The following is a 26976-nucleotide window of genomic DNA, read 5'->3' as shown; positions in this document are numbered from 1 at the left end:
GGCGCGGGCGGCGCCGGGGTCAGTGGCGTTCGTAGATGCCGGTGAGCGTGGCGCGGCCCACTGTGTGGCGCGAGAGTTTCGACTCGAGGCTTGCCGGGGACGTGCGCTCATCCAGACCCGAGGCCGCCACGTCCAAGGCATGGACCGTGACGACGTAGCGGTGCGGGCCGTGGCCGGGAGGCGGGGCAGCGCCGACGTAGCCGCGGAATCCGCCGTCGTTCTTCAGCTGCAGGGCACCTGCCGGAAGAAGCTTGCCGCCTTCGGCTCCTGCGCCGGCGGGCAGGGATGTGACATCGGCGGGGATGTCCAGCACCGCCCAGTGCCAGAAACCGCCGCGGCCGGGGGCGTCGGGGTCGAACATGGTGACGGCGTAGCCCCGAGTCTCCGCCGGTGCGCCGCTCCAGCTCAGCTGTGGGGACTCGTCCTGGCCGCCGGCACGCATTCTGCCGCTGCGCTGGGCCGGCGGAACGGTCTGCCCCTCGGCAAAGGATTCGCTGCCGACGTGGAATGCGGGAACATCGTGGTGCGTCATGGCTGTCCTTCCGTTGTGGCGGGGGCCGCTTCCCCCAGTTCCAGCTGGGCGAGCTCGGCGCGCGTGGGCGGATTGGCCCCGGCGCGGGAGACGGTGACGGCGGCCGCGCGCGAGGCGTGGGCCAATAGGTCGCGCAGGTTGTCGACGGCAAGTTCGCGCAGGGCCTTCCGGTTCTGGGCCCCGTCCAGGCCGAGGTCCACGACGGCGGACAGCAGCGCGGCCATAAACGTATCCCCGGCCCCCACAGTGTCCGCGACCACCACCCGCGGAGCGGCGAACTCGGCCACCCCGGCGGCGTTAATGCCCCAGGGTCCCTCGCCGCCCCGGGTGACCACCACCATCGCCGGCCCTTCCGAGCCCCCCAGCGCCAGCCAGCGGCGGGCCGAGTCCAGCGGATCCGTGCCCGGGTAGAGCCATTCCAGGTCCTCATCGGAGGCCTTCACCACGTCGGCGAGCGCCACGAACTTTTCGGCCTGTCCGCGGGCGTAATCCACGTCCGGGCTGATGCTGGGGCGGCAGTTGGGGTCAAAGCTGATGGTGGCGGACGGATGGCAACGCTCGACGGCGGCGAGCACCTCGGCGGCACCGGGCGCCAGCATCGTCGCGATGGAGCCGGTGTGCAGCAGGGTGGTTCCCTGCAGGAGGAACGGCAGGCGGGCCGCGACGCCCGGGAGCTGCCAGGCGAGGTCGAACGTGTAAGTGGCGGCGCCAGCGTCGTCGACCAGTGCGGTGGCCACGCTGGTGGGAAGGTCGTCGGGCGCCAGCGGGAGCAGCACGGAGCTCGATTTCAGGTGCGCCGCCAGGGCTTCGCCGTAGGCGTCCCGGCCGTAGCGGCCAAGGAACTGGACCGGATGGTCGAGCCGGGCCAGCCCCACTGCCACGTTGAGGGGGCTGCCGCCGACATGGGCCTGGACGCCGGAGGACCGCTGGACGACATCAACCAGCCCCTCGCCAATAACTGTGAGCATGCTCATACTCTGCCAGAGAATCCGGTCCGGTGCCCTGCGTTTCGCACCCCCGGGGCTCAGGCTGCTGAAGTGTCCAGGACGATCCCGGCCGCCTTTGCGTCGGCAAACCTGGCGTCGACGTGGACAACGTCCCGGCCTGCCCGCTGGAGCAGGCTGGCCGCAACTCCGGCACGGTAGCCGGAAGTGCAGTGCACCCAGAGCCGGCCGGCGGGGACCTCGTCGAGGCGCAACAGCAGTTCATGGAGCGGCACGTTGACGGCGCCCACCACGCGGGCCGCCGCGAATTCGTCGGCCCGGCGCACGTCCAGGACGGTGTCCCCCGCGGCCCGGCCGGCGAGCACGCCGTCCCAGCCGACGCGTGGGTATGAGGCGAGGGCAGCCTGCGGGGCCAGCGCGTGCGGCTCGGAACCGAGCGCGGCATCCGGTGTGTCGATGCCGATCCGGGAGAGGTCGCGGATGGCGTTCTCGACGTCCTCCTCCGACCCCACGAGGGTCAGCGGTTCGCCCCACGGCAGCACCCAGCCCAGGTAGGTGGTGAAGCTGGAGCCCTTCCCGTACTCGAAGCTGACGCTGCCCCTGAGGTGGCTGCTGGCGAAGGCCACGCGCCGCCGCAGGTCGACTACCCATTCGCCGTCGTGCAGCCGCCGGGTGAGCTCGGCGGCGCCGAGCGACTCGGGCACGGCCAGATCCGCGGGACCCGGCCCCCGAACGTTGGCGGGGCTCATGTGGGCGTAATAGGAGGGGTGGTCGGTGAGGTTGGCGATGAGCTCGCGGACGAAATGGTCCTCGTCGGGGTCTGTCAGCGCGTGGTTGGCGCCGAGCTGCTCGCCGATGGTGGAGGACCGGGCGCCGGTGGCGGGTCCCGAGGAGCAGAACGAGCCGAAGCCGTGGGTCGGGTACAGCGCGGCGTCGTTCCCCGCCTCGGCGGCCAGGCGCCGGACCGAGGCGTACTGGTCGCGGGTCAGGCCGACGGTGTCCGCGTCGGCAACAAGGTCGGTGCGGCCGACCGAGCCGTACAGCAGGCTTCCGCCGGAGAAGACGGCCCGCTTCGTGCCGTCGTCAACGATGAACGACAGATGGTTGTGCGTGTGGCCCGGGGTGGCCACGGCTTTGACGGTCAGCGACCCCACCCGGAGGGTCTGCCCGTCGGTGACGGGCGTCCGTTCGAACCCGACGGCGTCGGCAGCGTTGACGAGATAGCTGGCGCCGTGGGCGCGGGCCAGGATCAGGCCGCCGGTGATGTAGTCGTTGTGCAGGTGGGTCTCGGCGACGTGCGTGATGGTGACCCCGGCATCGCGGGCGGCGGCCTCAATGCGGTCCGTGTCCCGCTGCGGGTCGATCGCCAGCGCCGCCGAGCCGTCGTGGACCAGGTAGCTGCGGTCCCCGAGCTGCGGGGTCTCGATGACGATCACTTCCATGGTCCCTCCCCGGAAGATCAGCCCCGGTTGACCGGGTGTCCCTCATCCTGCCACTGCATGATCCCGCCAGTGACGTTGACCGCGTCGTAGCCGCGGTCTTCCAGGTAGGCGGTGGCCTGGGCGCTGCGGCCCCCGGCAGCGCACATGACGTAGACGGTGCCGCTGGCCGGAACCTCGTCGAGGGACTGCACGAACCGCGACAGCGGGACGCTCCTGGCCCCCGGAACCCGGACCGCGGCGTACTCGTCGTCCTCGCGGACATCGACGATTTCGGTGGCGTCGCCCAGGGCGGCTAGGTCCTTGACGGAAATACTCTGCATGCCTGTTCCTTATTCGAGGGCGCCGGGCAGCCCCGCGCGCGTATTCCAGCTTCATAATGATACCCGCAGGGGTACCGTCGCGCTCCGGCCGGTGTCCCCTGCCCGCCAAAAATCTCGCCCTTCACCCTACCCGGTAGCGCCTAGCCGGCAGCGGGGCCCTGCTGATAGACGTCCGGGACGCCGTCGTGGTCCGAGTCGATCGTTTCCTCCTCCTCGGTCCGGCGGTAGCGCGCGTTGCGGGTCCGGAGCACCGCGGTGGCGAGGAGCGCGGCCAGCAGCGAGGCCGCGAGGATTCCCACTTTCGCGTGGTCGTCATGGACAGTGCCCTGCCCGAAACTCAGTTCGGCCACCAGTAGCGACACAGTGAAACCGATACCGGCCAGGACCGACAGGCCGCCGATGTCGATCCAGGCGAAGGAGCCGTCCAGCCGGGCGCGGGTGGTCTTGGTGATCAGCCACGTGGTGCCCAGGATTCCGGCCGGCTTTCCGAGCACGAGGGCCAGGACGATGCCCACCGCCACCGGGTCCGTCAGGGCGGCGCCCAGGCCCTGCCAGCCGCCGACCGCCACCCCGGCGGAAAAGAAGGCGAAGACCGGAACGGCGATCCCGGCCGAGATCGGACGGAACCGGTGCTCGAAGATCTCCGCGAGGCCCGGTCCGGCCTCTGGGCCGCCGCTGGCCCGCGAGCGGCGGACAGGCACGGCAAAACCCAGCAGGACTCCGGCCACCGTGGCGTGGATGCCTGAGGCGTGTACCAGGGCCCACGTCACGGCGCCGAGCGGCAGCAGGATCAGCCAGGCGGCCAGCGCATGGGTGCCGAAGAACCGGCGGAATTTCTGCACCAGGACCGTGTAGAGGCCCAGCGGGAGCAGCGCCAGCAGGAGCGGCACGGGGTGGAGCTCGCTGGTGTAGAACACCGCGATGATGGTGATCGCCAGGAGGTCATCCACGACGGCGAGGGTGAGCAGGAAGATGCGCAGCGCGCTGGGCAGGTGGGAACCGATGATGGCAAGCACCGCGAGGGCGAATGCGATGTCCGTGGCAGTGGGGATGGCCCAGCCCCGGAGGGTCCCTGGGCCGGTGAAGTTGACGGCGGCGTAGATGAGCGCGGGAACGGCCACGCCGCCCACGGCGGCGGCCACGGGCACCACGGACTTGCTCGGCTGGCGGAGGTCACCGGCGACGAATTCGCGCTTGAGTTCGAGCCCGACGAGGAAGAAGAAGATGGCCAGCAGGCCGTCGGCGGCCCAGGCGCCCAGGCTCAGGTCCAGGTGCCAGGGCGCGTAGCCGATGGTGAAGTCGCGCAACGCGAAGTAGCTTTCCGACGCCGGGGAGTTGGCCCAGATCAGTGCCGCCACCGCCGCCGCGACGAGCAGCGCGCCGCCTACTGTTTCCTTGCGGAGGATTTCACCGATCCGAAGGGCCTCGGCGTAGCTGCCGCGGCCGAAAACCGTGAGGCGAGGGGGTGTGGGAGAAGGCGGCAGGGCGCTCATGGGGTCCTCAAAACGGGGTCGACGGAACTATGCCGACCAGACTTCCCGGCGCACCCGGGATCCAGTCTATTGGCTTTCGGCGGCCAGGGGGACGCCGGCGCGGTCCGGGGCCACGGGGCGCCGGCGCAGGGCGTACCTCAGGCCAGCATCTGCTGCACGAGTTCACGGCATTTCCGGTACGCGGGCGACTTGGGATCAATGAGCGCGTAGTGGTCGCCGGGGACTTTGAGCAACTGGACGGGTGCCCCGGCTGCTTTTGCCGCTCCGGCGTACGTCTCGGACTCGCTGAACGGCACGTCGGCATCGTCTGCGGTGTGGACGGCGTAAACGGACGCCGCCAGCGGCACGGCACTCATGGGGTCGGCGTATTTATGCCGTTTGGGGTATCTCTCTGAGGAGCCGCCCAGGAAGTTGCTCACGGCGCCGTTGCTGAGGTTGAGCCGCTCGGCGGCCGCCAGGTTGAGCACCCCCGACTGGCTCACGACGCCTGAAAGGTGCACCGCGCCGTCGTCGTCTCCCCTGCGCACCAGCTGACGGTCGACCTCCGGGGCGCCGAGTCCGGCGAGCCTGCTGCGTCCCGCCGCCCAGACCGCGAGATGCCCGCCGGCCGAGTGGCCCAGGGCCACCACACTGTCCAACCCGAGCCCGTGTTCGGCCGCGAGCTCCCGGAGCTTGTCGATCCCGGCCAGGACGTCGGCAAAGGTGTTCGGCCAGCCTCCGCCGTTGCCTGCCCGCCGGTACTCCAGGTTCCAGGCGGCCATGCCGTGCGCGGCGAGGTCCTTGGCCAGAGGTTCCCCGAGTTCTGCGCCGTACTGCGAACGCCAGTACCCGCCGTGGATCACCACCACCACGCCCCTGGGCGCGGCCACCTCCGGGAGAAAAAGCTCGCCCCACTGGCTGGGGTCCTCACCATAGCGGTACTTGTGCCTCTTCACAGCGTCCTCCTTGGGGCCAGGTGAACAGGCGACGGTGGCTGCCCCCAGTGCCACCGCCCCTGCGACAGGGATCGTAGCCCGCTGCCGCATCTCAGCCATGTGTTGAGCCTACCGCGGGCTCCGCGCTGCCCCGTGCAGAGCAGGATTGTCGCCGCCGTTCAGCGTCGGCCCCGCGGCGACCGGGAGCAGCTGCCGCGGGAGTGCTTGCGCTGTGGTGTCGGGGGTGAGCCGTAAGCTGGACAAATGGCGAGCAACTGGGACCGTTTGGACGCGGGCCTGCGCGATTCCGTGCAGGAGAACGTGGAACTGTACGAGCGGGTCCGGCCTGCGCTGAAGCTGGTCACCAGGGAGGTCCTGCTCACCCTGCGGGCCATGCTCAAGGACACCGAGGTCATGCCGTTGTTCGTCACCGGCCGCACCAAGACCGTCGAATCCTTCCGCGAGAAGATCTCCCGCACGGAAGAACCGCTGGAGCCGGGCGGCCCGCGCATACTGAAGTTTCCAGACCCCTTCCGGACCCTGAACGACATGGTGGGAATCCGCATCATCACCAAGCTGCCGGCGGAAAACGCGGCCGCGGCCAACCTGATCAAGCGCCAGCGCCAGCTCTTTGACTGCCGTGGGGACCGCGAAAAGGACATCGGCTCGATCGAGTCCGGCACCTACGGCTACTCCAGCCGGCACCTGATCCTGCGGACCATCCAGAATGAGGCCGTCAAGGAATACCAGCAGGTCTTCAACCCGGACATCCCGCCGAACGGCAGCTATTTCTTTGAGTGCCAGATCCGCACGGTGTTCGCCCACGCGTGGAGCGAGATCGAACACGACATCCGGTTCAAGGCCGAAGACCCCCGGGCCTGGACGCCGCACTTCGACCGCCAGTTCACCGCCACGGCGGCCATGCTGGAGACTGTGGAAAGCGCGTTTTCGGACCTGCATGACCGCTACGAGGAGGTCCGCAGTTATTGGGACCTGGACGGCGAGGGCGCGGCGCCGCTGACGCCAAACCGGATCCGCGACGTCTGGCGGACCCTGCTGCCGCACGTGGACCGGAAAGTCGACGACGACTGGGGCTGGGCCGCCGAACTGATGGCCGCCCACGGCCTCAACCAGACCGTGCAGCTGGCCGGGCTGCTCAGCGCCAACCGGATCACCGAAGTCCGGGAAGCCCTGGACCACCGCTACTCGCCCGGCCCGGACCGCCTGCTCGATGACCTGCTGCTGTGGCAGTACGGCACCGAACACATCGAGCTCACCGCCGAGCCGGCCGACACCGTCCCCCACCCCCGGCGCGACAGCCTGCTACGGCGGCTCAAGCAGATCGAACGGTACCGGCTCACCCGCGGGTAGCCGCAGCCGGGCTTACTGGCCTGCGCCGAGCTTGCCGGCCAGGCGTGCCCGCATCTGCACGCTGGCCTCGTTAAGGCCGACGATTTCCACGCTCTTGCCGTGCTGGCGGTACTTCTCCGTGATGGCATCCAGCGCGGCGACAGTCGAGGCGTCCCAGAGGTGCGAGTCGCGCATATCGATGACCACCCGCTCCGGGTCAAGGGCGTATTCGAATTGCGTGTAGAGATCGTTCGAGGACGCGAAAAACAGTTCGCCGTCCACGCGATAGGTGGCGCGCCGCCCACCGTCGTCCTCCGTAATCGCGCGGTCAACAGTCACGAAGTGCGCCACGCGCCGGGCGAACAGGACCATGGCGGTCAGCACGCCGACGCCGACGCCGATCGCCAGGTTGTGCGTGGCGACGGTGACGGCCACCGTGGCGGCCATGACCAGCGTCTCGCTCTTGGGCAGCGCTTTGAGGGTGGCCGGACGGATGCTGTGCCAGTCGAACGTCGCGATGCACACGAAAATCATGATGGCCACGAGCGCCGCCATGGGGATCAGCGAAACCACGCCGCCGAGTGCCACCACAAGGACGAGCAGGAAGACGCCGGCCAGGAAGGTGGAGATCCGGGTGCGCGCCCCGGAGGCTTTGACGTTGATCATGGTCTGGCCGATCATGGCGCAGCCGCCCATTCCGCCGAAGAAACCGGTGACGATATTCGCCACGCCCTGGCCCCAGGCCTCACGGGTCTTGGAGGTGCGGGTGTCCGTGATGTCATCGACAAGCTTCGCGGTCATGAGCGATTCGAGCAGCCCCACGAAGGCCATGGCCAGGGAGAAGGGGAAAATGACCTGCAGCGTCTCCAGGCTGACCGGCACGTTCGGAAGGAAGAGGAGCGGCAACGAGTCCGGCAGCGCGCCCTTGTCCCCAACGGTGGGGACGTCGACGCCGGCCACCACGGTCACGAGGGTCAGCACCACGATCGCGACGAGCGGGGCCGGTACGGCGCTGGTCAGCCTGGGCAGGGCGAAGACGATCAGCAGGGCCGCCGCGGTGAGCGGATAAACCAGCCAGGGCACGCCGATCAGCTCGGGCAGCTGGGCCAGGAAGACCAGGATGGCCAGGGCGTTCACGAAGCCCACCATCACGGAACGCGGAATGAAACGCATCAGCTTCGCCACCCCGGACAGGCCAAGGATGATCTGGAAAATACCGGCCAGGATCACCGCCGCCACCAGAAAGTCCAGCCCGTGGGACTTCATCAGCGGGGCGATCACCAGGGCTACGGCGCCGGTCGCCGCCGAAATCATCGCCGGCCGGCCGCCGACAAAGGAGATGGTGACGGCCATGGTGAACGCGGCGAAGAGCCCGATCCGCGGGTCCACGCCGGCAATGACGGAGAAGGCGATCGCCTCCGGGATCAGGGCCAGGCCAACCACCAGGCCGCCGAAGACCTCGTTCCTGAGCCGGCGCGGGGACGTCAGGGCACCCCGGACCGATTGCAGCTGCCCGGGCGTGAGCGCCGGGGCATCCCCGGCGGTTTTGGCGGCCATCGCTGGCTCCGTTCGTGGTCTAAAAAGAAAATTGTCCAGCGATAAATCTGACATATTTGCGGGACACGCGGTCACGAAGTGGTCGGTTCGCGGATGCCGGTGACACCATACATGGATGCTTGAGGCAACCAAAAACCAGAACACCACCCAGGACGCCGGCGTTGCCGCCCATGTCCCGGCCAATCCAGCCCTCGCCGCCGAGGCGAAGATCGCCCGCGTCGCGGTGACTATCTTCCCGATCCTCGTAGTCGTGGCCGGGGTCGCCGGCTTCCTGCTCCCCGGTGCATTCAAACCGCTTGCACCGAGTGTTCCCTTCCTGCTGGGCATCATCATGTTCTGCATGGGGCTGACCCTGACGCCGCCAGATTTTGCCTCCGTGGCCAAGCGCCCCTGGGCCGTGGCTCTGGGCATCGTGGCCCACTACGTCATCATGCCGGGGGCCGGCTGGCTGATCGCCGTCGCCCTGCACCTCGAGCCGGAGCTGGCCGTGGGCCTGATCCTGGTGGGTTGCGCGCCGTCGGGCACTGCCTCCAACGTCATGGCGTTCCTGGCCAAGGGTGACGTCGCCCTGTCCGTGGCCGTCGCCTCCGTGTCCACCCTGATTGCCCCAATCGTTACCCCGCTGCTGGTGCTGCTCCTGGCCGGCTCGTACCTGAGCATCGACGCTGGCGGCATGGTCCAGGACATCGTCAAGACCGTCCTCCTGCCGGTCATCGCCGGCCTACTGGCCCGGCTCTTCCTCCGCAAGCTCGTGGCCAGGGTCCTGCCGGCCCTGCCGTGGGCCTCCGCGGCGGTCATTTCGCTGATCGTGGCGATCGTGGTGGCTGGCAGTGCAAGCAAGATCGTTGCCGCCGGCGGAATCGTGTTCCTCGCGGTGGTGCTGCACAACGGCTTTGGCCTGGGCCTGGGCTACCTGGCCGGCAAGCTGGGTCGACTGGATGACAAGGCACGCAGGGCCCTCGCGTTTGAGGTCGGGATGCAGAATTCCGGCCTGGCCGCCACGCTCGCCACGGCGCACTTCAGCGCGCTGGCCGCGCTGCCCTCCGCCGTCTTCTCCCTGTGGCACAACATCTCCGGCGCCATTGTGGCCGCGTGGCTGGCCCGCCGGCCCGTCCGGGAGGGTTAGGGCCTGCCGGGCCCCCGGGCGTCGAGGCCGGACAACTGCTCAGCTCTGCCGGGATTCCGGAAGGAGTGATTCCAGAGCAAGGTCCTTCGTAAAGGCCAACGGTCCGATTGTTTCGGGATCCGCGGTGAGATCGAACTGCGCCTCGTAACCGGCATTCAGGTACAGGTGCTTGGCCTCCGGCTGCCGGGGGCCGGTGGTCAGGTAGACGTTGCGGTAGCCGCGGCGCGCTGCCAGCGCCTCGAGTTCCGTGAGGACGAACCGGGCAAGGCCCCGGCGGCGGTGGGCCGAGTGCGTCCAGATCCGCTTGAACTCGGCGGTGTCCGGCCCGTACCGGCGGAAGGCGCCCCCCGCCACGGATTGGCCGTGCTCGCGCACAATGAGCAGGGCCCCGCCCGGGCCGGCGAATTCTTCGGCCGGGTACCGGTTGAGTTCTTCCGCGGCCGCTCCTTCGCCAAAGAGATTGCCGTACCGGGAGTCATATTCGTGGGCGAGTTCGTCAAGCAGCGGTCGGACCCGGGGATCACTCATGGGCAGGTTCAGGACCGTCAGCCCGGAGACGGCCAGTGGGGTTGCCGGGAGTGTTGGCGGGGTCATGCCGGGTCCTTTCCGGCGGCGGCAGCATGCGGGATGGACTGCGCGTCGCTGTGGTGGTTGTGGCGGGGGTAGCTGTTCCCCGCCAGCAGAGACAGGATACGCCGGGCCAGGGCGTCGTTTTCGCGGAACGGCGCGGCGTTGGTGCGGGGGCGGGCGAAGGCGCCTGCCCCCCAGCCGGAGGTGCCGGGCCCGACGCCGAACAGCCGGGGACGCCGCTCCCCCACCGGGCTGATGAGCTCGTTGCTGGCGGAAACGAGCAGCCGTCCCGTTGCATGGGTGCCGTCCGCGGTCAGGAGCTGTTGCTCTGTGCCGAGTCCGGAGGTGTGAAGCTGGCGCAGCAGCGGGTTCGCGGAGCGGGCCACCGACGGCGCCGGGAGCCGGGCTTCGATCAGGGCCGCAGCTGAGACCGTGATGCCGGACTGCGCCGAGCTGGCCACGAACCGGCCCGAGTACTCCGCGGCGGTGATCTCGAGCCCAGGTCCGATGAAGCGCAGCAGCCCGGCCTCGTGGATCGCCAGCATCTCCCGCAGCCTGCGCGGCGGCGGCCCGGAGTCCACGAAGCTGAAGAAGCCGTGCCACCAGCCCTGGACGTCGCGCTGGGATCGGGCGTTGAGCCGCTCGGACGGCACCAGGCGGCCCAGTTCCATGTAGGACTTGAGCAGGGAGATGAACAGGGCCAGCGTCTCCGAATGGTCCGGCCCGGTCCGGAGAGCGAGGTCCCCTTCGATGTAGTCCACTAATGCCGCCTGGACGTCCGCGTGGCCGGTGAAGACGCGGCCCTGGAAGGGATGGTCCAGCCGTTCCAGGTCCAGATGGAGCTCCGCGTCCGGGACAGATTCGGCGACGAGCCGCTGGCGGGCCCGGCTGTACCAGTCCACGGCGGCGAATCGTTCCGCGAATTCCTCCCAGCCGGTCCGGACCCGCTCCGGGTATCCAGTGAACAGCTCCCGGTAGTACGCGTAGCCGGCGTCTTTGGCGATCAGCGGCCAAAGCTGCGCGCGGAAATCCAGCTCGCCGGACGCGGCCAGCAGCGCCCCGACGGACTCGGCGGTGAAGAACTCGGGTTCCCCGGCCGCCTCGCCGCGCAGGGCGGAGGTGATCTTGGAGTGGTAGGGCACGCCCCGGCGGGATCCGGCCCACAGCCTGGGCTCGGCGCCGGAGGGCACGTAGCGCAGGCCGCCGTCGGGCAGGTCCTCGAACCGGCCGCCGAGGCCTGCCATCAGCAGCACCAGCAGGTCCACGAACGCCAGGCCCATGCCGGAGACAATCACGTCCTGCCCGGCGCCGAGGCGTGAGTAGTCGACGTCGGTGGTGTAGCTGGGCGCCGCGTGGAACGCGCCGTGCCGGGCGGCAAACCCGGCCCACGCGGCAGACTCCTCGTCCGGCAGCGAATCAGTATGCCCCAGGGAGGCGACCACGACGTCGGCGCGCAGCACCGCCCCGCCAACCAGGCGCACGCGGTAGCCGGCCGCGCCCGCTTCGTCCCGTTCGGCTGGGCCCCCTTCCGTTTCGCCCGGTTCACGACCCCGTCCCGGCGCGTGTTCCGGTTCGATGGCGGAGGCCGTGTCCCGGTGCACCGTGACGGTGGTATCCGGCCCGAGGGCAGCGACGGAGCGGCGGAAGAACCATTCGAGGTAGACGCTCTGCAGCTGCCGGGTGGGGAACGTGGCGCCGGTGAGGGTCCTCAGCTGGGCCTGAAGTTCCTGCGGAAGCTCCGGCACGTCGGCGATGGAGCCATCCAGAACCCCGGCGGCCCATTCGGACAGGCTTGGGCCCGGGGCGGCCGGCCCCTCGCACTGGACCGAGGCGTCGGTGAACATCGTGACGTCGGCGGCGGCGGAATTGAGCATCAGCCCCGAGTGCTGCTGGTAGCGCCAGATCCGGCCGGACCCCGGGGCGTAAGGCTCCACCACGTGCACGTGCAGCGGGCCTGTGAAGAGTGCAGGCCGGTTGGCGGCGAGGCGTTCAAGCAACCCGGCCGTGCGCGGCCCGCCGCCGATCAGGACCACGGTCGGGGAATGCACTGGCATGAGGTCTCCTGGGTCTGGTTCGGAGCCCTCATGCTAGGCACCCGAAACGGGGCCGGTCGAGGCGCCCGGTCATGGCTGTTCACCCTGCGTAACCGCAGGTCAAACGAGGAAAGAATTCGACTTGTGACGCCGTGCGAAGCCACGTGAACGCATGCAACTTCCCGCCTTGCCGGGCGTTTTCGGCGGACCCTAGATTGGCTGGAATCCAACCCCAAGAGAAGCAACTGGAAGAAGCGAGGTGGCGCATGAGTTCAGCAGCAACCACTGTGGCCCAGTCCGTACCGGGGGCGGCGTCCGCCGTCGCAGCCCCGGAGTCCGGCACCGGTTCCACGCCCAACAGCCCCACCCCGCCGGGCGCCGTCCCCGGCGGCAGGGGACCCGCCACCGACTACGCCGGCTACCGGGTCATCCCCGCCCGGCACCCGTGGCGCTGGGTGGGCACGGCGGTGGTCGCGCTCGGCGTCGCCGGGATCGCCTGGTCCCTGGCCACGAACCCCCGCTGGGAATGGGGCGTGGTGGCGCAGTGGTTCACCGCGCAGTCGATCGTCAACGGCCTGCTGGAGACGCTCAAGCTGACCGCGATCTCCGGGGCGCTCGGTTTCATCCTGGGCTTCGTCCTGGCCCTGATGCGGCTCTCCGCGTCACCGCTGCTGGTGTCCGTCTCCTGGACCTTCTCCTGGATCTTCCGCTCCACCCCGCTGCTTGTGCAGATGCTGCTCTGGTACAACCTGGGATACCTGTACGAGAAAATCAGCTTAGGCATCCCTTTCACTGACGTCCGCTTCTTCGAGGCGCAGACCACCACCCTGATCAGCCAGTTCGCCGCCGCGGTGCTGGGCCTGACGCTGAACCAGGCGGCCTATTCGGCAGAAATCATCCGCGGCGGCATCCTCTCTGTGGACCAGGGCCAGCTGGAGGCCGCAGCCGCGCTCGGCATCCCCGCCTGGCGGCGCTCCACCCGGATCGTCCTGCCGCAGGCCATGCGGGCCATCCTGCCCACCGCCTTCAACGAGGTGATCGGCCTGGTCAAGGGCACCTCGATCGTCTACGTCCTGGCCTACTCGGAGCTGTTCTACACCGTCCAGGTCATCTACAACCGCACCCAGCAGGTCCTGCCCCTGCTGCTCGTGGCCACGCTCTGGTACGTCGTGATCACCTCGGTCCTGAGCGTCTTCCAGTACTACATCGAGCGGCACTACTCCAAGGGTGCGGTCCGCACCCTTCCGCTGACTCCGCTCCAAAAAGCCCGCAAGTTCTTCGCCACCCATGCGCCCGCCCGCCGGGACACCGCCCAGGAAAGGGGCACCCGATGAGCACCGCCACCGACGTCACCGCCGCCGGCTCCGCAGGTTCCACTGCCCCGGCAGCCGGCGCCGCCACGACACTGCAGCCGACGCCCACCCGCGGCCTCGTCGAGATCACCAAGGTCCGCAAGTCCTTCGGCGCCACGGAAGTCCTCAAGGACATCACCCTGACCGTCGAGCCGGGCGGCGTCGCCGTGATCGTCGGCCCCTCAGGGTCCGGCAAGTCCACGCTCCTGCGCACCATCAACCATTTGGAAAAGGTCGACGGCGGGTTCATCGCGATCGACGGCACGCTGGTGGGCTACGAAGTGCGCGGCAACAAACTCCACGAGCTGCGTGAAAAAGACATCCTGAAGCAGCGCACCGAAATCGGCATGGTGTTCCAGAACTTCAACCTGTTCCCGCACCTGACGGCGCTGGAAAACGTGGCGGAGGCTCCGGTGGTTGCGCCACGTTCAGATAAGGCCCGCAGGTCCAAGGCCGAGGCCCGCGAGCGCGGCCTCGAACTGCTGGACCGGGTGGGCCTCAAGGACCGTGCCGGCGCCTACCCCCGCCAGCTTTCCGGCGGACAGCAGCAGCGCGTGGCCATCGCCCGGGCGCTGGCGCTGGATCCCAAGATCCTGCTCTTCGACGAGCCCACCTCGGCCCTGGACCCGGAACTGGTCAACGAGGTCCTGGACGTCATCCGCGAGCTCGCCACCTCCGGCACCACCCTGATCATCGTCACGCACGAGATGGGCTTCGCCCGCGACGTCGCGGACACCGTGGTCTTCATGGACCAGGGCCGGATCGTCGAGCAAGGCCACCCACAGGACATTTTCACCAACCCGCGCGAAGAACGCACCCGGAGCTTCTTCTCCAAAGTGATCGAACCGGCTTTCAACATCTAAAGGACCCCCATGTCTATCCGTTCCACCCTCCGCACCGTCCGTACCGGTATTCCCGGCAGCAGCGCCGGGCGCAGAAACGCAGTGCTTCCCGCCGTCGTCCTCGTCGGCGCCCTCTCCGGCACGCTGGCGCTGAGCGCCTGCTCCGACCCCGGCGCAGCGGCGTCCGGCGCGCAGCCGGCAACGACGGCGGCGCGCAACGGCGTCGTTTACAACACCTCGCAGGACCAGCAGCGCATCCGTGTCGACAAGGACGCGGCGCTGGCCGCGAAAGTCCCCGCGCTGATCAGCAAAGACGGCAAGCTCACCGTCGCCACCACGGCCGGGGCCATCCCGCTGTCCTTCCACGCCACGGACGATAAGACCCCGATCGGCGTCGAGGTGGACCTCGCCCAGCTGGTCGCGGACAAGCTGGGGCTGGACCTGGACACCCAGGTCACCTCGTGGGAGAACTGGCCGCTGAAAACCCAGTCCGGTGACTTCGAGGCCGTCTTCTCCAACGTTGGCATCAACGCCGCCCGCGTGAAGCTCTTCGACTTCTCCAGCTACCGGGCCGCGTACATGGGCTTCGAGGCCAAGAAGAGCTCCACTTACAACATCAAGAGCGCCGACGACATCTCCGGCCTGAAGATCTCCGTCGGCTCGGGCACCAACCAGGAGAAGATCCTCATCGCGTGGAACAAGGAGCTGGAGGCCAAGGGCAAGGCGCCGGCGGTGCTGCAGTACTACTCGTCCGACGCCGACACCATCCTGGCCCTGTCCTCCGGCCGCACGGACCTGAACCTCGCGCCCTACCCCTCCGTCACTTACCGCGAAAACACCCGTGACGACCTGAAGGTGGTGGGCAAGGTCAACGCCGGCTGGCCGTCCGAAACCCTAGTGGCGGCCACGACGCTCAAGGGCAACGGCTTGGCCCCGGTGATCACGGACGCGCTGAACTCCGCCATCAAGGACGGCTCCTACGCCAAGGTCCTGAAGCGCTGGGGACTCTCCGAGGAGGCCCTCCCCGAGTCCAAAACGGTTACCGAGGCCAACTTTGGAACCGCCCCCGCAGGGAAAACAGAGGCAGGGAAGACACAGTGAAGTTCCAGGTCCTCGACATCATCCCGCATCTGAAAAACCCGGTCACCGGGGAGATCGTCTCCACCGCCGACCGGCTCAACCAGGTGGTGGAAACGGCGCGCCGGGCCGAGGAGCTGGGCTATGACAGCTTCTCCGTCGGCGAGCGCCACGCCGGCGAGTTCATCTCTTCCTCCCCCACCACCGTGCTCGCCGCGATCGCCTCGGTCACGTCGAGGATCCGGCTGCAGAGCGGCGTGACCGTGCTCTCCGTGCTGGACCCCGTGCGCGTCGCGGAGGACTACGCCACGATCGACCAGCTCAGCCGCGGCCGGCTGGAACTGGTGATCGGCAAGGGCAACGAGGTGTTGCAGTACCCGTTGTTCGGCCTGGACCTGGCGGACCAGTGGGAGCTCCTCGCCGAGAAGTACGGCCTGCTCCGGCGGCTCTGGACCGAGGAGAACGTCACATGGTCCGGCACCTTCCGGCCCGCGCTGACCGAACCGACCACCACAACGCCGCGGCCCTTCGCCGGAGCGCCCCGGGTCTGGCACGGCTCGGCCACCAGCCTGACCTCCGCGGCGCTGGCGGCGCAGTGGGGCGATCCGCTGTTCACCGCGAACGCGATCCAGCCGCGCGAAAACTACAAGGTGCTGATTGACCACTACCGCGAGGAATACGCCCGCCACGGCCACGACCCCCAGCACCAGTACCTGGGCTCCGGCTCCGGGGCGGGCGGGGTGTTCATCGCGGACACCACGCAGGAGGCCAAGCGGCAGTTCGGCCCGGTCTACGAGGCCCTCACTACCGGGCGCAACGTACCCGGCAACAACTCCCCGTACCGGGACATCGACCACGCCGTCGCCGAAGGGCCCGCACTCGTGGGCAGCCCCGAGCAGGTGATCGACAAGATCCTCAGCTACCACGAGCTCTACAGCCACGACCTGCAGTCCATCTCGCTGCCCACCACGCTGCCGTTCGGCCAGCAGCTGGAGATCCTGGAGCGGTTCGCGCTCGAGGTCATTCCGGCCGTCCGCGCCGCCGCGCCCACCACCCTTTGGGCCGACGGCGATCCGTACGCCGGCCGGCCGGAGGCTGCCGGTGCCACCGAGGCCGACGCCGCGGCCCGCGTCGCGGCCAACCACGCCACCCACAGGAGTGCCCATGTCTACGCCAACTGAAACGTCCACTGGTACTTCCACCCGCGAAGACCGTGCCTTCGAAGCCGCATGGGCAGACTGGCACGCCGGGCACGAACGCCACCGCGCCGACCCCCACGGCTTCCTCGCCGTCACGCACCTGCACTGGCTCGACGCCGTCCCGGTACGCCTCGACGGGGCGCCCGGCACCTGGAGCGCCGAAAACGACGTCGTCCGATTGGTTTTGGCGTCCGGCGAACGGGTGCTCCGGGACGGGCAGGAACTGAACCCGGACGGAACCGGCGCCACCGTGGTCCTGGGCCCGATCGCCGAGCGCGAAGGCCTCAGCCTCCGCGTGGAGGACGCCGGCGCCGGCGACACCGTGATCGAGGTGGCCAAGCGCGGGGGCCGTTTCGTCGTGCGGCCTCGGCATCCCCTGAACCCGCTGCTGACCGGCTACCGCGGCACACCCACCTACGCGCCCAGCAGCGAATATTCCGCCCCCGGCATATTTGTGCCGTTCGCCGAACCTCGGCCCACGACCGTGGGCGCTGCCGTCGAAGGCATCCAGCATGTCTACGAGGCCCCGGGCGAGCTCTGCTTCCGGCTGCACGGCCAGGACCTGGTCCTGACCGCGTTCAACGGCCACGTACCGGGCACGTTGTCCGTGCTCTTCACCGACGCGACGTCGGGCCGGACCACGTACGGCGCCAACCGCTCGCTCACCGTTGCTGCGCCCGGCCCCGGCGGGACGGTCACTCTCGATTTCAACCGGGCTGTGAACCTGCCCTGCGCCTACACCGACCTCGCCACGTGCCCGCTGCCGCCCGCAGAGAACCGCCTGCCGGTGGCGATCGAAGCCGGTGAACAGATCCCCTACGAACGTCAGGACGCCTCATGAGCACTCTCGACACCCTGCCCGGATCCGGCTGCGGCCTGCTGATCATTGACCTCGACGGGGCCGGCAGCCACCCGGCCGCGGGGCGCCTTTCCCCGACGGCGGCCGCCGCGCTGGATCCGGACCAGGTCCGCGGCGCTGTGCTTGCCGCCGAATCTGCCGGTTTCCACGCGGCGACGTTTTCCGACCCGGAGCTGCCGGACACCGCCCCGGCCGAAAGGCCGGACGCCGCGGCCGCGGCCCGGCTCGACGCCGTGCAGCGGGCCGCGTTCGCCGGTCCGGTGACGCGGTCGCTCGCCCTCATCCCGGAAGTGGACACGGTCTATACCGAGCCGTTCCACATCTCCACCCAGCTGGCCAGCCTGGACTACGTTTCCAACGGGCGGGCCGGCTGGCTCGTGGCCGCCTCGACAAGCGCAGCCGATGCCGCCGCCGTCGGACGGGAGACGGTCCGCGGGGCACTGCTCGCCGGGGAGGCCGCAGATTCGATCGAGGTCGGCCGCAGGCTCTGGGATTCCTGGGAAGACGACGCGGTGATCCGCGACGTCTCCACCGGGCGCTACTTCGACGTCGACAAGCTGCACTACATTGACGTCGAGACTGACAACTATTCCGTCAAGGGTCCGTCGATCATTCCGCGGCCCCTGCAGGGACAGCTGCCCGTGCTGGCCCCCGCCGGTCTCCTTGCACCGGAAGCCGTGGCGGCGGGAGCCGCCGATGCGCTCCTCGTCTCGGCCCCGGCGTCCGGGCTGCTGGCCGCCGAGCTCACGGAAACCCGGGTCGGACTGTTATCAGGGCCCGCGCCCGGCGGAAATGCCCCGGCGCTGATCGCCGAACTCGACGTCGTGCTGGACGCCCGCGGCGAGGCTGCTGCGGAGCGGCTCGCCGTGCTGGATGGCCACACCCCGTGGCAGAGCCCGCGGGCGCTATTCGCCGGGACGGCGGCCGAGCTGACCGAACTGCTCACCGAGGTGCTGGCCGTGGCCGACGGCGTCCGCCTGCACCCCGCCGTACTGGACACGGACCTGGAGGAACTCTCACGCCTGGTCCTGCCCGAACTGCGGCGCCGGGGACTCCTGGCACCAAACACCCCGGACGCCACCTTCCGGGACCAGCTGGGGCTGGCACGGCCCGCCAGCCGGTACGCGGCCGCAACCGCCGCCGCTGCCCCAACCACAGCCGCCGGCACGGAACACTAAGGAGCCCCCATGAGCCACACGTCAGAATTTACCCCCTCCGGGCAGCTCCAGCTCGGCGTCTTCTTCCAGGGCGTCAACTCCGGAACCGTCTGGAAGGCCGCCGACTCCGGATCCCAGACCGACTTTGAATCGTTCCGGCGCATCGCCCAGACCGCAGAGCGCGGCCTGTTCGCCGCGTTCTTCCTCGGCGAAGGCCTGCGGCTGCGCGAACACCTCGGCCGCCCGCACGCACTCGACGTCGCCGGCCGGCCGGACGCGCAGACCGCCCTCGCCGCCCTCGCCGCCGTGACCACCAGCATCGGCCTGGTCGCGACGCAGAACACCACCTACAACGACCCCGCGGACCTGGCGCACCGGCTCTCCTCACTGGACCTGCTCTCCGGCGGACGCGCCGCCTGGAACATTGTCACCACGGACAACGCCTGGACCGGCGCCAACTTCCGCCGCGGCGGCTACCTGGACCATGCGGACCGCTACACCCATGCCGAAGCCTTCGTGGAAACCGCCAAGCGGATTTGGGACGCCTGGGACGAGGACGGCACGGTCCGGCGGGTGCACCACAGCGGCAAGCACTACACCGTGGACGTCACGCCGAGGCTGCCGCGCAGCGCCCAGTACCGGCCGGTACTGTTCCAGGCCGGCGATTCGCCCGAGGGCCGGGACTTCGCCGCCCGGCAGGCGGACGTCATCTTCTCCGCCCACCCGCAGCTCGAGGATGCGCTGGCCTTCCGCCGCGACATCGTGGAGCGCACCCTCCGGGCCGGCCGGGGCGCCAACGACGTCAAAATCATGCCCGCCAGCGAATTCATCCTTGCGGCCACGCCGGAGCAGGCCCTTGAGAAGAAGGCCTGGGTCCGCAATCTGCAGATCGGTCCGGAACAGGCGATCGCCTACCTCGAGCAGTTCTGGGGCCGGGAGCTGCAGGGCTACGACCCCGACGGCCCGCTGCCGGACATCGACCCCTTGGTGGAGGAGACCTCGGAAACCCGCGGCAGCGGCTTCCACGGCGCCAAGGCCCGCCAGCTCGCGGACCAGTGGCGGGCCGAGGCCGCGGAAAAGGGCCTGTCCATCCGCCAGTTCGTATCCGCCAAGACCAGCCGGGGCGACTCCACGTTCACCGGCTCTTACACCCAGGTCGCGGACCGGCTGGCCGAGTACGCCCGGACAGGCGCCGTCGACGGCTTCAACATCTCGCCGTGGCTGATCCCGAGCGGGCTGGACGACATCGTCAACCACCTCGTCCCGGAACTGCAGGAACGCGGGGTATACCCCACGCAGTATGCGGGCACGACGCTGCGGGAAAACCTCGGCGTGGCCACCCCGGTGCGCTCCGCGGCGGACGCCAGCACCCCCACCGTGCAGGCACAGGCGTAGGCAATGGCCGACCTCGAGCCCGTCACGGAACGCGGCACGGAGAACGGCGCGGACCGCAGCGCAGAGCGCAGCACGGGCCACGGCACGGCCGACACCCTTCGGCTGGAGCTCACGGTCTGGGAGCAGCTCCTCTAGCCTCTAAATCCCGCCCTACCCCACCATCGATTGCTCCCCACCGGCTCCCTCGCCTCGCAAGCTCGGCCAGGGAACCCTGCCGGCGTGGGCCCAGCGGCCCTTTTGAGGGCCCATAAGGGCCGTTACGGAGCAATCGTTCCAAGCCTTTGGCAAGGCGAACAGGAAATCCCCGCCGGATGGTGTCCGGCGGGGATTTCCTGTTCTGCTCCCGGCGTGTGCGGCTACGGCCTTCGGGCGGGCTACTTCTTCGGCAGGCCTGCCGGGTTGAGCTCGGACTTGGCGACGGCCTCGGCGCTGAGGCCCCAGCGGTCCAGGATCTTGGCGTAGCTGCCGTCCTGAATCAGGTGGTTCACTCCCGCCTGGGCCGCGGCGGCAAGGCCGTTGCCCTTCCTGGTGGTGACCGCGATGTTGGCCTTCAGCGGCCAGCCCCCGGCCACCAGGCCCACGAGCTTGGTCTTGGCGTCGGTGGCGGCCTTGTAGGCGGCCGTGGCATTCGGGCCGAAGGTGAGGTCCGCGCGGCCGGACTGGATGGCCAGCTGGGAGGCGGAGTCGTCGTCGAAGTACTGGAACTCCACGGGTGCGAGCCCGTTCTTCTTGTTTTCTTCGTCCCAGCGCAGCAGGATCGCTTCCTGGTTCGTGCCGGAGCCGACGATCACGCGCTTGCCCGCGACGTCGGGTGCCGATTCGACCTTCGTGATGTTGCTGTCGGCCTTGGCGTAGAAGCCGAGCTTGTCCTCGCGGTAGCTGGCGAAGTCGAACTTAAGCTTGCGCTCTTCAGTGACGGTGACGTTGGAGAGCACGGCCTCGTATTTGCCGGACTCGACACCCAGCGGCCAGTCGGCCCACGCGGTGGGGACAATGTCCGCCTCGAGGCCCAAGGTCTGGGCGAGGGCGACGGCGAGATCCACCTCGTTGCCGACCGGCGTCTTGTTGTCCGTGGCGTACACGGCGAGCGGTGCGGCGAAGGGGCTGACCGCCACGGTCAGCTTGCCGTCCTTCTTGACGGCGTCCGGGACCAAGGCGGCCGCCGCTGCATCTTTTGTGACCGGAATCCGGTCCTGCTGCGGCGCGAGGTTGAACTGCTTAACGCCCGACGAGGACGACGGCGCGGCAGTAGTGCCGCCGGCGGCGGCGGCACCTGGGTCGGAGCACGCCGCCAGCCCCAGGAGTGTGGTGGCGGCGAGCGCCACGGTGATGCCGGATTTGAACGGAAGACTGGACATGTTTACCCCTCGAAGATGCTCGGATGTGATGCTGTGCCAGCAACTATCCGGGCCACGCAAAGGGCGGTCAAAGTGCCGTGAAACTCAGGGATACAAGGGGTAACCGCGCTTAATGCCGACGGTCCGCACATGACCTGCTGCGGCCAAGTGTTACCGCAGATTGCCGTGCATGACGCGGCGGGACGAAATTGTTCACGCCAGCCCGCAACTGGCCTAGCCTGCATAGAAAGGCAGCACGACACAGGAGGGGTGGACTTGCCAGTGACCACGCAGCACACTACGCGCCGGACGACGCACCGGCTCAGCATCGACGCCCCGGCGGAGCTGATCTTCAGCATGCTGCGGGATTCCTCGCACTGGCCCTACTTCGACGGCCTGACGGTCTATTCCGAGCGTGTCGGCGGGGACGACTCGCGCCACGAGCTGCGGACCTCGGTGGTTTCCAACGGTTCCCTGAGCTCCAGCCACTGCTGGCGTGTCTTCGATGCGCCCGCGCTCCGCGCAGAGTTCCAGCAGCTGGACCTTGAACGCCCGCTCCGGCTGCTCGGCGGAACCTGGGAGATCAGCCCGGCGGACGGGCCCAGCGAGGTCACGCTGAACCACTATTTCGAGGTTGACGACGACGATCTCGCCGAACGGATCACCGGGATCATCGGGGACTACGGTCCCCGGGAGCTGGAGGCGCTCCGGGCCAGCTGCGAACGGCTCGCGTTGCTGCTGCAACACCACTCCGGGCAGGGGCACTCGATATCCGAGCCGGCGGTAGCCCGGCCCACCGCGGTCCGGGCCGCAGCTGTCCGGGCCGCAGCGAAGGAGGCCTGAGTGTCGGAGGACAGGTTCACAACCGAACGGGACGGCTTCGGCCGGCTCCTCGCCGACCGTGACGTCTGGCGCCAGGCCGCCTCCATTGCGGCAGCGGGCGAGCTCACCGCCCGCTGGCTGGAGGGCAGCAGCCAGTACCAGCCGGGCACCTTCGCGCCCGGGTTCGACGACGAGACCACGGCCATCGCCGGGCAGCTGGCCCGCCTCAACCGCAACGGGCTCTTCACCAAGGAATCCCAGCCCGGCGTGCAGGCCGAAGGTCTGGCGCAACGGGCCTACGTGACGGGCTTCTGCAGCCCGGAGACGGCGTCGGCGCTCCTGGACCTGTCCGCCCGTTCCGACATGGTGACCGTCGCCCACGCCCCCGGCGAGGCGAGCAGTGCTTCCATTCCGGTCACCGTGCAGGACGACGCCGTCGTCACCGTGCTGGGCAGCAGCGAGGGACCGGTGGATGAAGAGCAGCTGAAGGACTGGGCGGCCGAGTCCAACGAGGCCCTGGCCCTCGTCCTCGCGGACGCCTGGTACGTGGAAATCTTCGATCCGGTCTGGGGCAGGAACACGGTCCTGCTGCCGGCCGTGCTGGAGGCGCTGCAGTCCCACTAGCCGCGCAGGCCGGGCCCGTCGGACGGGGTGGTCCCCGTGGGCCGGGCCCGCGCAGGGTTCAGGCGTAGGTTCAGGTTCACATGTCGGTGGCGTCCCAGCCGATGCTGGCGGCCTCGTCCAGCGTCCGCGCCTCGAAATGTTCCAGCAGGTCCTTCATGGCCTCGACGCTTTGGGTGAAGACGTCCGATGCCCGCCACTGTTCAACCTGTTCCAGGGATTCCCATGGCCCGGTGCTGATGAACCGGTTCTTGACGTCCCGGTCGTGCATCAGCACGGCCTTGCCGTTGGGGAAATCTTCCTTGGTTTTCCTGGCCAAGTCGCGCCAGGCCTGCACGAAGTCATTCTCGCGCCCGGGATGCACCAGCCAGATTCCAAGCGTATAAACCGACACGTTGGCCACCTCCATGCTCTGTACGGGGTTGATATGGCCGATTATCTTCCCGCCCGTCTGGCCGGGGTAGGGCCGGACTGCCCGGGCCGGACCGAGACGCGGCGGCCTATCAGGAAACCGTTGTCAGGATGGAGCGGAAGGCCTAGCATGTGGGCGGAGCCCCATGCTGGGTACCGGCCCCGGACCTTCCCATCAATAGGTATCGGCCACGCCAGGGCGTACCTGCGCCCCCGGCGTCACAGGATAGGAAACGCCATGACCAAGTATCTGTTCGAAGCGAACTACGTTGGCGACGGAATCAAGGGCCTCATGCGCGAGGGCGGCACCAAGCGCCGCGATGCGGTCGTTGAGGCGCTTAAGTCGGTGGGCGGCTCGCTCGACAGCTTCTACTACGCCTTCGGGGACACCGACGTCCTGGGCGTCTTCGACATCCCCGACCAGGCCAACGCCGCCGCCCTGTCGCTCATGATCAATTCCACCGGGGCCGTGAACCTGCACCTGAAGCCGCTCATGACACCGGAGGACATCGACGAGGCAGCCAAAAAGACGCCGAGCTACCGGGCCCCGGGGCAGTAGGGGAATAGTGCCATAGCTCAATGGGCCACACCATGGTGGCCCGTTTCACCGGCACCGGGTTTGCTGCGCTGGGTGAACCAGGGCCTCAGCCCTGGCCGTCCATGATCTCGTCGGCATTCTCCACGACCCAACCAAAGAGCGGGAGCAGGTGTGCCGTCAGTTCCCGTCCGCGCGGCGTCAGGCTGTAGTCCACGCGCGGCGGAATACTGGGCTGCGCCTCACGGTGGACCAGCCCGTCACGTTCCAGGATCTTGAGGGTCTGGGCCAGCATCTTTTCACTGACGCCGTCGGCCCGGCGCCGAAGATCGCTCCAGCGCTGCTCGCCGTCGTCGAGCGCAACCAGGATCAGGACCCCCCACTTGCTGGTGACATGGTCCAGCACCACCCGGCTGGGGCAGCCCGCAGGAAAAACTGCGCCTGCCGGGGCGGCGGAACCGCGCCTCAGTCCGCTACTAACCTTCATATCAGTACCTTACTTCAAAGTGCGTACTCTCTGCCGGGAAGTTCGACGCGGGTGGCCTTGTTGTCCCTTGCGGAAGAGCAAGAAAACCTGAAAGGACTTCCCATGAGCATCGTCATTACCGGAGCCACCGGCCAGCTGGGCCGCCACGTCGTCGTCGCCCTCCTACAGCGCGGCGTGCCCGCCGACCAGATCGTCGCCGTCGGACGCTCCACCGAGAAGCTGGCCGACTTCGCCAGCCGCGGCGTCCAGGTCAAAACCATGGACTACGACGACGCCGCGACGGTCGCCGAGGCGCTTGCGGGCGCGGACCGGGTCCTGCTGATTTCCTCCAGCGCCGTCGGCCAGCGCGTGGCGCAGCACCGGACAGTGATCGAGGCCGCCAAGGCCGAGGGCGTGGAACTGCTGGCGTACACCAGCATCGCCAACGCCGACACCACGGGCATGAAATTGGCCGCCGAGCACCTGGCCACCGAGGCCCTTCTCGGGGAGTCCGGCGTCCCGTTCGCACTCCTGCGCAACGGCTGGTACTTGGAGAACTACACCGACCAGCTGCCGGGCACACTCGCCCAGGGTGCGCTGGCCGGCAGCGCAGGCGACGGCAAGATCAGCGCGGCCACCCGCGCCGACTACGCCGAGGCCGCCGCCGCCGTGCTCGTCGCCGAAGGCCAGGCCGGCCGGATCTACGAACTCGGCGGCGACGAGGCGTTCACCATGGCCGAGCTGGCCGAGGGGATCAGCGCCGCGGCCAACCGGCCCGTCAGCTACCAGGACCTCCCCGCGGCGGAGTACGCAGCAATGCTGGCAGGCTTCGGCGTGCCCCAGGACTTCGCGGACATTCTGGCGGATTCGGATCTCGGGATTGCCCGCGGCGATCTGCACGTCGCCACCGGGCACCTCAGCGGGCTCCTTGGCCGGCCCACCACCCCCATGACCGCCGCCGTCCGCGCTGCAGTGTCAGCTCTTTAGTCTGGGACGGTTTTTAGTCCGGGGCATCTTCAGTCCGGGGCATTCTGAGTCCCGGGGCTCCGGGAAATCCTCCCGGCACTGACCTACCGGGCCTACCGTCACCGGCCGGGCTGCACAGCGAGCCCGTCTCCGCGTAGCCGGGTTGGGCGCAGCCGGGCTCGGCGCAGCCCGGCTCGGCGCAGCCCGGCTCGGCGCAGCCCGGCTCGGCGCAGCCCGGCTCGGCGCAGCCCGGCTCGGCGCAGCCCGGCTCGGCGCATGGACAATCGAGCCCGGAGCGAGCGCGGGAAGTCGGGGCGGGCTGCCGTCGTCACGCCAGGGCGGAAAGCCCGTCGGAGTGCCCGCCTTGCTGGCTGCCGGTGGCAGTGAATTGGTCCAGCCAGGCCAATGCGGCATCCCTGGACGTGAAGAACTCATGCGGATAATGGGTGTGCCGCTTCATGGCTGCAGCAATAACACGGTCCACAGTGCTGGATCCAAGCACGGCAATCGCCAAGACCCCTTTTGCCTGAGCGAACTCGTATCTGGCGCCCGCGCTGATCTCCACGTCGGTCATTTCGGAGAGCATCGGCATCGGCGTCCCACCGCTGATCTCCTCCACGGCACACATGGCGTCCTTGGCGTCGTCGACGTCAACAAAGGAGCCGGGAACCCAGAGGGATTTGATGATGCCCGCGCTGATGCTCAGCACGTTCTTCCCATCAGCAGCTGCTATCTGTCCTGGCATCATCGTGACCATTCTAGGGCCGGCCCCGCCGAGCCAGGGCTTTGCGGGTCGTTGCGCGTGGCGGAGCGCAAACACCCCGGAACCGGGACTCGGGCCGCCCGCCACGAGTGGACATGTCCCCCGCCCCTTCCCCCGAGCGGACAAGTCCCCGCACGTTGGCGCGGGAGGACATGTCGCCGATCCGGAAAAGGACATGTGCCGCTGTTACCGCCCGCCACGAGCATGTCCCTTGCCCGATGGTTCGAGTGGACATGTCCCCCGGCTGGAAGGGACATGTGCCCCGGTACGGCGCGCGGATGGACATAGTGGGCTTATGTCCATCCCTGGGCGTCGGCCGGGGACATGTCCCGCGGGCAGGGTCGCCTGCTGAGCTGCAGGAAATTTCCACAGCTGATTCACAGGAACCGCTCCTATCGCAGTGACAGCCCAAGGGCCGACAATAGTTCGACCTGATAGGAAGTATCTGCCGGAAGATGGTGGCCGCGACTTGCTGGAGCGTCAGTGGCGAGTATCGTGACCTTTCGACCCGACAGCAAGCGAACTTGACTGAATACTGATGGGGGCTCTTCGGCATGATCACGCTGCGCAAGCTCGTCCTTCCCTCGTTCCTCGCCGTCATGCTGCTCTCAACGTCGGCCTGCACGTCGGAGACAACCGCAGGGGGCTTCCCGCCCACCAGCGCGAGGAGCAACCCGGACCAATCCGCCAACCCCAGTGCCGCCGCGCCGCCCCGGGCCGACTCCGCCGGCCCCAGCACCGCCCCTCCCCGCGCGGCTGCCCAGCAGCTCAGTCCTGCGAGTCCTGTGGATGCGCGGACGGTGCTGGCGGAGTTCAGGTCCCGGGGCATGGTGGGCCATCTGGAGGCGTTGCAGCGGATTGCTGATGACAATGGTGGGAACCGTGCGGCGGGC

Annotated in this window: 27 protein-coding genes and 1 pseudogene; 15 read left to right on the top strand and 13 right to left on the bottom strand. The window is 68.8% G+C overall.

Annotated elements, in window-relative coordinates; genetic code table 11:
- Window positions 1-19 precede the first annotated feature (19 nt).
- The 6 genes from ACFVVK_RS11480 to ACFVVK_RS11455 form a co-directional block, all read right to left on the bottom strand.
- Window positions 20-532 (bottom strand): YbhB/YbcL family Raf kinase inhibitor-like protein, encoded by a 513-nt coding sequence (locus tag ACFVVK_RS11480; protein ID WP_390266551.1) that lies wholly within the window; start codon window positions 530-532, stop codon window positions 20-22.
- Window positions 529-1500, bottom strand: a complete 972-nt coding sequence (locus ACFVVK_RS11475; protein WP_390266550.1) for a carbohydrate kinase — start codon at window positions 1498-1500, stop codon at window positions 529-531. The genes ACFVVK_RS11480 and ACFVVK_RS11475 overlap by 4 nt, the downstream gene beginning before the upstream one ends.
- 56 nt (window positions 1501-1556) lie before the next feature.
- A complete protein-coding gene (locus ACFVVK_RS11470; RefSeq protein ID WP_390266549.1) occupies window positions 1557-2918 on the bottom strand; it encodes a rhodanese-like domain-containing protein in 1362 nt (453 codons plus the stop codon).
- Window positions 2919-2935: 17 nt separating this feature from the next.
- Entirely contained in the window at window positions 2936-3238 is a 303-nt protein-coding gene (locus ACFVVK_RS11465; protein WP_390266548.1) for a rhodanese-like domain-containing protein, read from the bottom strand.
- 140 nt (window positions 3239-3378) lie between these two features.
- A complete protein-coding gene (nhaA, locus tag ACFVVK_RS11460; RefSeq protein ID WP_390266547.1) occupies window positions 3379-4731 on the bottom strand; it encodes a Na+/H+ antiporter NhaA in 1353 nt (450 codons plus the stop codon).
- 137 nt (window positions 4732-4868) lie between these two features.
- The gene (locus tag ACFVVK_RS11455) at window positions 4869-5666 is read right to left on the bottom strand and encodes an alpha/beta hydrolase (protein WP_390266546.1); all 798 of its coding nucleotides are present in this window, start codon (window positions 5664-5666) and stop codon (window positions 4869-4871) included.
- Window positions 5667-5909: 243 nt separating this feature from the next.
- Between ACFVVK_RS11455 and ACFVVK_RS11450 the strand changes: the two genes are divergently transcribed.
- A complete protein-coding gene (locus tag ACFVVK_RS11450) occupies window positions 5910-7016 on the top strand; it encodes a GTP pyrophosphokinase family protein (protein ID WP_390266545.1) in 1107 nt (368 codons plus the stop codon).
- Window positions 7017-7028: 12 nt separating this feature from the next.
- Here the strand turns inward: ACFVVK_RS11450 and ACFVVK_RS11445 are convergent, their stop codons facing one another.
- Window positions 7029-8552 (bottom strand): SulP family inorganic anion transporter, encoded by a 1524-nt coding sequence (locus ACFVVK_RS11445; RefSeq protein ID WP_390266544.1) that lies wholly within the window; start codon window positions 8550-8552, stop codon window positions 7029-7031.
- Between the two features lie 115 nt (window positions 8553-8667).
- On the opposite strand from ACFVVK_RS11445, the gene ACFVVK_RS11440 reads away from it, so the two are divergent.
- On the top strand, window positions 8668-9678 hold the full coding sequence (locus ACFVVK_RS11440; protein WP_390266543.1) for a bile acid:sodium symporter family protein: 1011 nt from the start codon (window positions 8668-8670) through the stop codon (window positions 9676-9678).
- A gap of 39 nt (window positions 9679-9717) precedes the next feature.
- Here ACFVVK_RS11440 and ACFVVK_RS11435 read toward each other — a convergent pair whose 3' ends face one another.
- Window positions 9718-10272: a GNAT family N-acetyltransferase gene (locus ACFVVK_RS11435; RefSeq protein ID WP_390266542.1), complete on the bottom strand. Its 555-nt coding sequence runs from the start codon at window positions 10270-10272 to the stop codon at window positions 9718-9720.
- Window positions 10269-12302 carry an FAD/NAD(P)-binding protein gene (locus ACFVVK_RS11430; RefSeq protein WP_390266541.1) on the bottom strand — a complete coding sequence of 678 codons (2034 nt, stop codon included), beginning with the start codon at window positions 12300-12302 and terminating at the stop codon, window positions 10269-10271. The genes ACFVVK_RS11435 and ACFVVK_RS11430 overlap by 4 nt, the downstream gene beginning before the upstream one ends.
- 245 nt (window positions 12303-12547) lie before the next feature.
- On the opposite strand from ACFVVK_RS11430, the gene ACFVVK_RS11425 reads away from it, so the two are divergent.
- From ACFVVK_RS11425 to ACFVVK_RS11390, 8 genes are read left to right on the top strand one after another with little or no spacing between them, the layout of a single operon-like run.
- Window positions 12548-13615, top strand: a complete 1068-nt coding sequence (locus ACFVVK_RS11425; RefSeq protein WP_390266540.1) for an amino acid ABC transporter permease — start codon at window positions 12548-12550, stop codon at window positions 13613-13615.
- Window positions 13612-14496, top strand: a complete 885-nt coding sequence (locus ACFVVK_RS11420) for an amino acid ABC transporter ATP-binding protein (RefSeq protein ID WP_390266539.1) — start codon at window positions 13612-13614, stop codon at window positions 14494-14496. Before ACFVVK_RS11425 ends, ACFVVK_RS11420 begins: the two co-directional genes overlap by 4 nt.
- A gap of 9 nt (window positions 14497-14505) precedes the next feature.
- On the top strand, window positions 14506-15576 hold the full coding sequence (locus tag ACFVVK_RS11415) for an ABC transporter substrate-binding protein (protein WP_390266538.1): 1071 nt from the start codon (window positions 14506-14508) through the stop codon (window positions 15574-15576).
- Window positions 15573-16733, top strand: coding sequence for an LLM class flavin-dependent oxidoreductase (locus tag ACFVVK_RS11410; protein WP_390266537.1), 1161 nt, complete (start codon window positions 15573-15575; stop codon window positions 16731-16733). Before ACFVVK_RS11415 ends, ACFVVK_RS11410 begins: the two co-directional genes overlap by 4 nt.
- The gene (locus tag ACFVVK_RS11405) at window positions 16717-17592 is read left to right on the top strand and encodes a DUF1684 domain-containing protein (RefSeq protein ID WP_390266536.1); all 876 of its coding nucleotides are present in this window, start codon (window positions 16717-16719) and stop codon (window positions 17590-17592) included. The genes ACFVVK_RS11410 and ACFVVK_RS11405 overlap by 17 nt, the downstream gene beginning before the upstream one ends.
- Window positions 17589-18788 (top strand): LLM class flavin-dependent oxidoreductase, encoded by a 1200-nt coding sequence (locus ACFVVK_RS11400; protein ID WP_390266535.1) that lies wholly within the window; start codon window positions 17589-17591, stop codon window positions 18786-18788. The genes ACFVVK_RS11405 and ACFVVK_RS11400 overlap by 4 nt, the downstream gene beginning before the upstream one ends.
- Before the next feature lie 9 nt (window positions 18789-18797).
- The gene (locus tag ACFVVK_RS11395; RefSeq protein ID WP_390266534.1) at window positions 18798-20162 is read left to right on the top strand and encodes an NtaA/DmoA family FMN-dependent monooxygenase; all 1365 of its coding nucleotides are present in this window, start codon (window positions 18798-18800) and stop codon (window positions 20160-20162) included.
- A gap of 3 nt (window positions 20163-20165) precedes the next feature.
- Window positions 20166-20297 (top strand): hypothetical protein, encoded by a 132-nt coding sequence (locus ACFVVK_RS11390; RefSeq protein ID WP_390266533.1) that lies wholly within the window; start codon window positions 20166-20168, stop codon window positions 20295-20297.
- Between the two features lie 239 nt (window positions 20298-20536).
- Here the strand turns inward: ACFVVK_RS11390 and ACFVVK_RS11385 are convergent, their stop codons facing one another.
- Window positions 20537-21520, bottom strand: a complete 984-nt coding sequence (locus tag ACFVVK_RS11385; protein ID WP_390266532.1) for an ABC transporter substrate-binding protein — start codon at window positions 21518-21520, stop codon at window positions 20537-20539.
- Between the two features lie 261 nt (window positions 21521-21781).
- Here ACFVVK_RS11385 and ACFVVK_RS11380 point away from each other — a divergent pair, with 261 nt between their 5' ends.
- On the top strand, window positions 21782-22342 hold the full coding sequence (locus ACFVVK_RS11380) for a hypothetical protein (protein ID WP_390266531.1): 561 nt from the start codon (window positions 21782-21784) through the stop codon (window positions 22340-22342).
- A complete protein-coding gene (locus ACFVVK_RS11375) occupies window positions 22343-22945 on the top strand; it encodes a DUF6919 domain-containing protein (protein WP_390266530.1) in 603 nt (200 codons plus the stop codon).
- Between the two features lie 76 nt (window positions 22946-23021).
- Here ACFVVK_RS11375 and ACFVVK_RS11370 read toward each other — a convergent pair whose 3' ends face one another.
- The gene (locus ACFVVK_RS11370; RefSeq protein ID WP_390266529.1) at window positions 23022-23336 is read right to left on the bottom strand and encodes an antibiotic biosynthesis monooxygenase family protein; all 315 of its coding nucleotides are present in this window, start codon (window positions 23334-23336) and stop codon (window positions 23022-23024) included.
- A 255-nt stretch (window positions 23337-23591) separates the two neighbouring features.
- Between ACFVVK_RS11370 and ACFVVK_RS11365 the strand changes: the two genes are divergently transcribed.
- On the top strand, window positions 23592-23912 hold the full coding sequence (locus ACFVVK_RS11365; RefSeq protein WP_390266528.1) for a GYD domain-containing protein: 321 nt from the start codon (window positions 23592-23594) through the stop codon (window positions 23910-23912).
- A gap of 85 nt (window positions 23913-23997) precedes the next feature.
- Here ACFVVK_RS11365 and ACFVVK_RS11360 read toward each other — a convergent pair whose 3' ends face one another.
- Window positions 23998-24375, bottom strand: coding sequence for a winged helix-turn-helix transcriptional regulator (locus ACFVVK_RS11360; RefSeq protein ID WP_390266527.1), 378 nt, complete (start codon window positions 24373-24375; stop codon window positions 23998-24000).
- Window positions 24376-24477: 102 nt separating this feature from the next.
- Between ACFVVK_RS11360 and ACFVVK_RS11355 the strand changes: the two genes are divergently transcribed.
- Window positions 24478-25341, top strand: coding sequence for an SDR family oxidoreductase (locus tag ACFVVK_RS11355; RefSeq protein ID WP_390266526.1), 864 nt, complete (start codon window positions 24478-24480; stop codon window positions 25339-25341).
- Between the two features lie 307 nt (window positions 25342-25648).
- On the opposite strand, the gene ACFVVK_RS11350 is transcribed toward ACFVVK_RS11355, so the two are convergent.
- Window positions 25649-26068, bottom strand: coding sequence for an STAS/SEC14 domain-containing protein (locus ACFVVK_RS11350; protein WP_390266525.1), 420 nt, complete (start codon window positions 26066-26068; stop codon window positions 25649-25651).
- 569 nt (window positions 26069-26637) lie between these two features.
- On the opposite strand from ACFVVK_RS11350, the pseudogene ACFVVK_RS11345 reads away from it, so the two are divergent.
- Window positions 26638-26976, top strand: a pseudogene (locus tag ACFVVK_RS11345) (hypothetical protein); the annotation flags it as partial.

The sequence above is a fragment of the Arthrobacter sp. NPDC058192 genome (assembly GCF_042883665.1).
Classification (GTDB): domain Bacteria; phylum Actinomycetota; class Actinomycetes; order Actinomycetales; family Micrococcaceae; genus Arthrobacter.
This window is presented reverse-complemented; position numbering and strand designations above follow the sequence as displayed.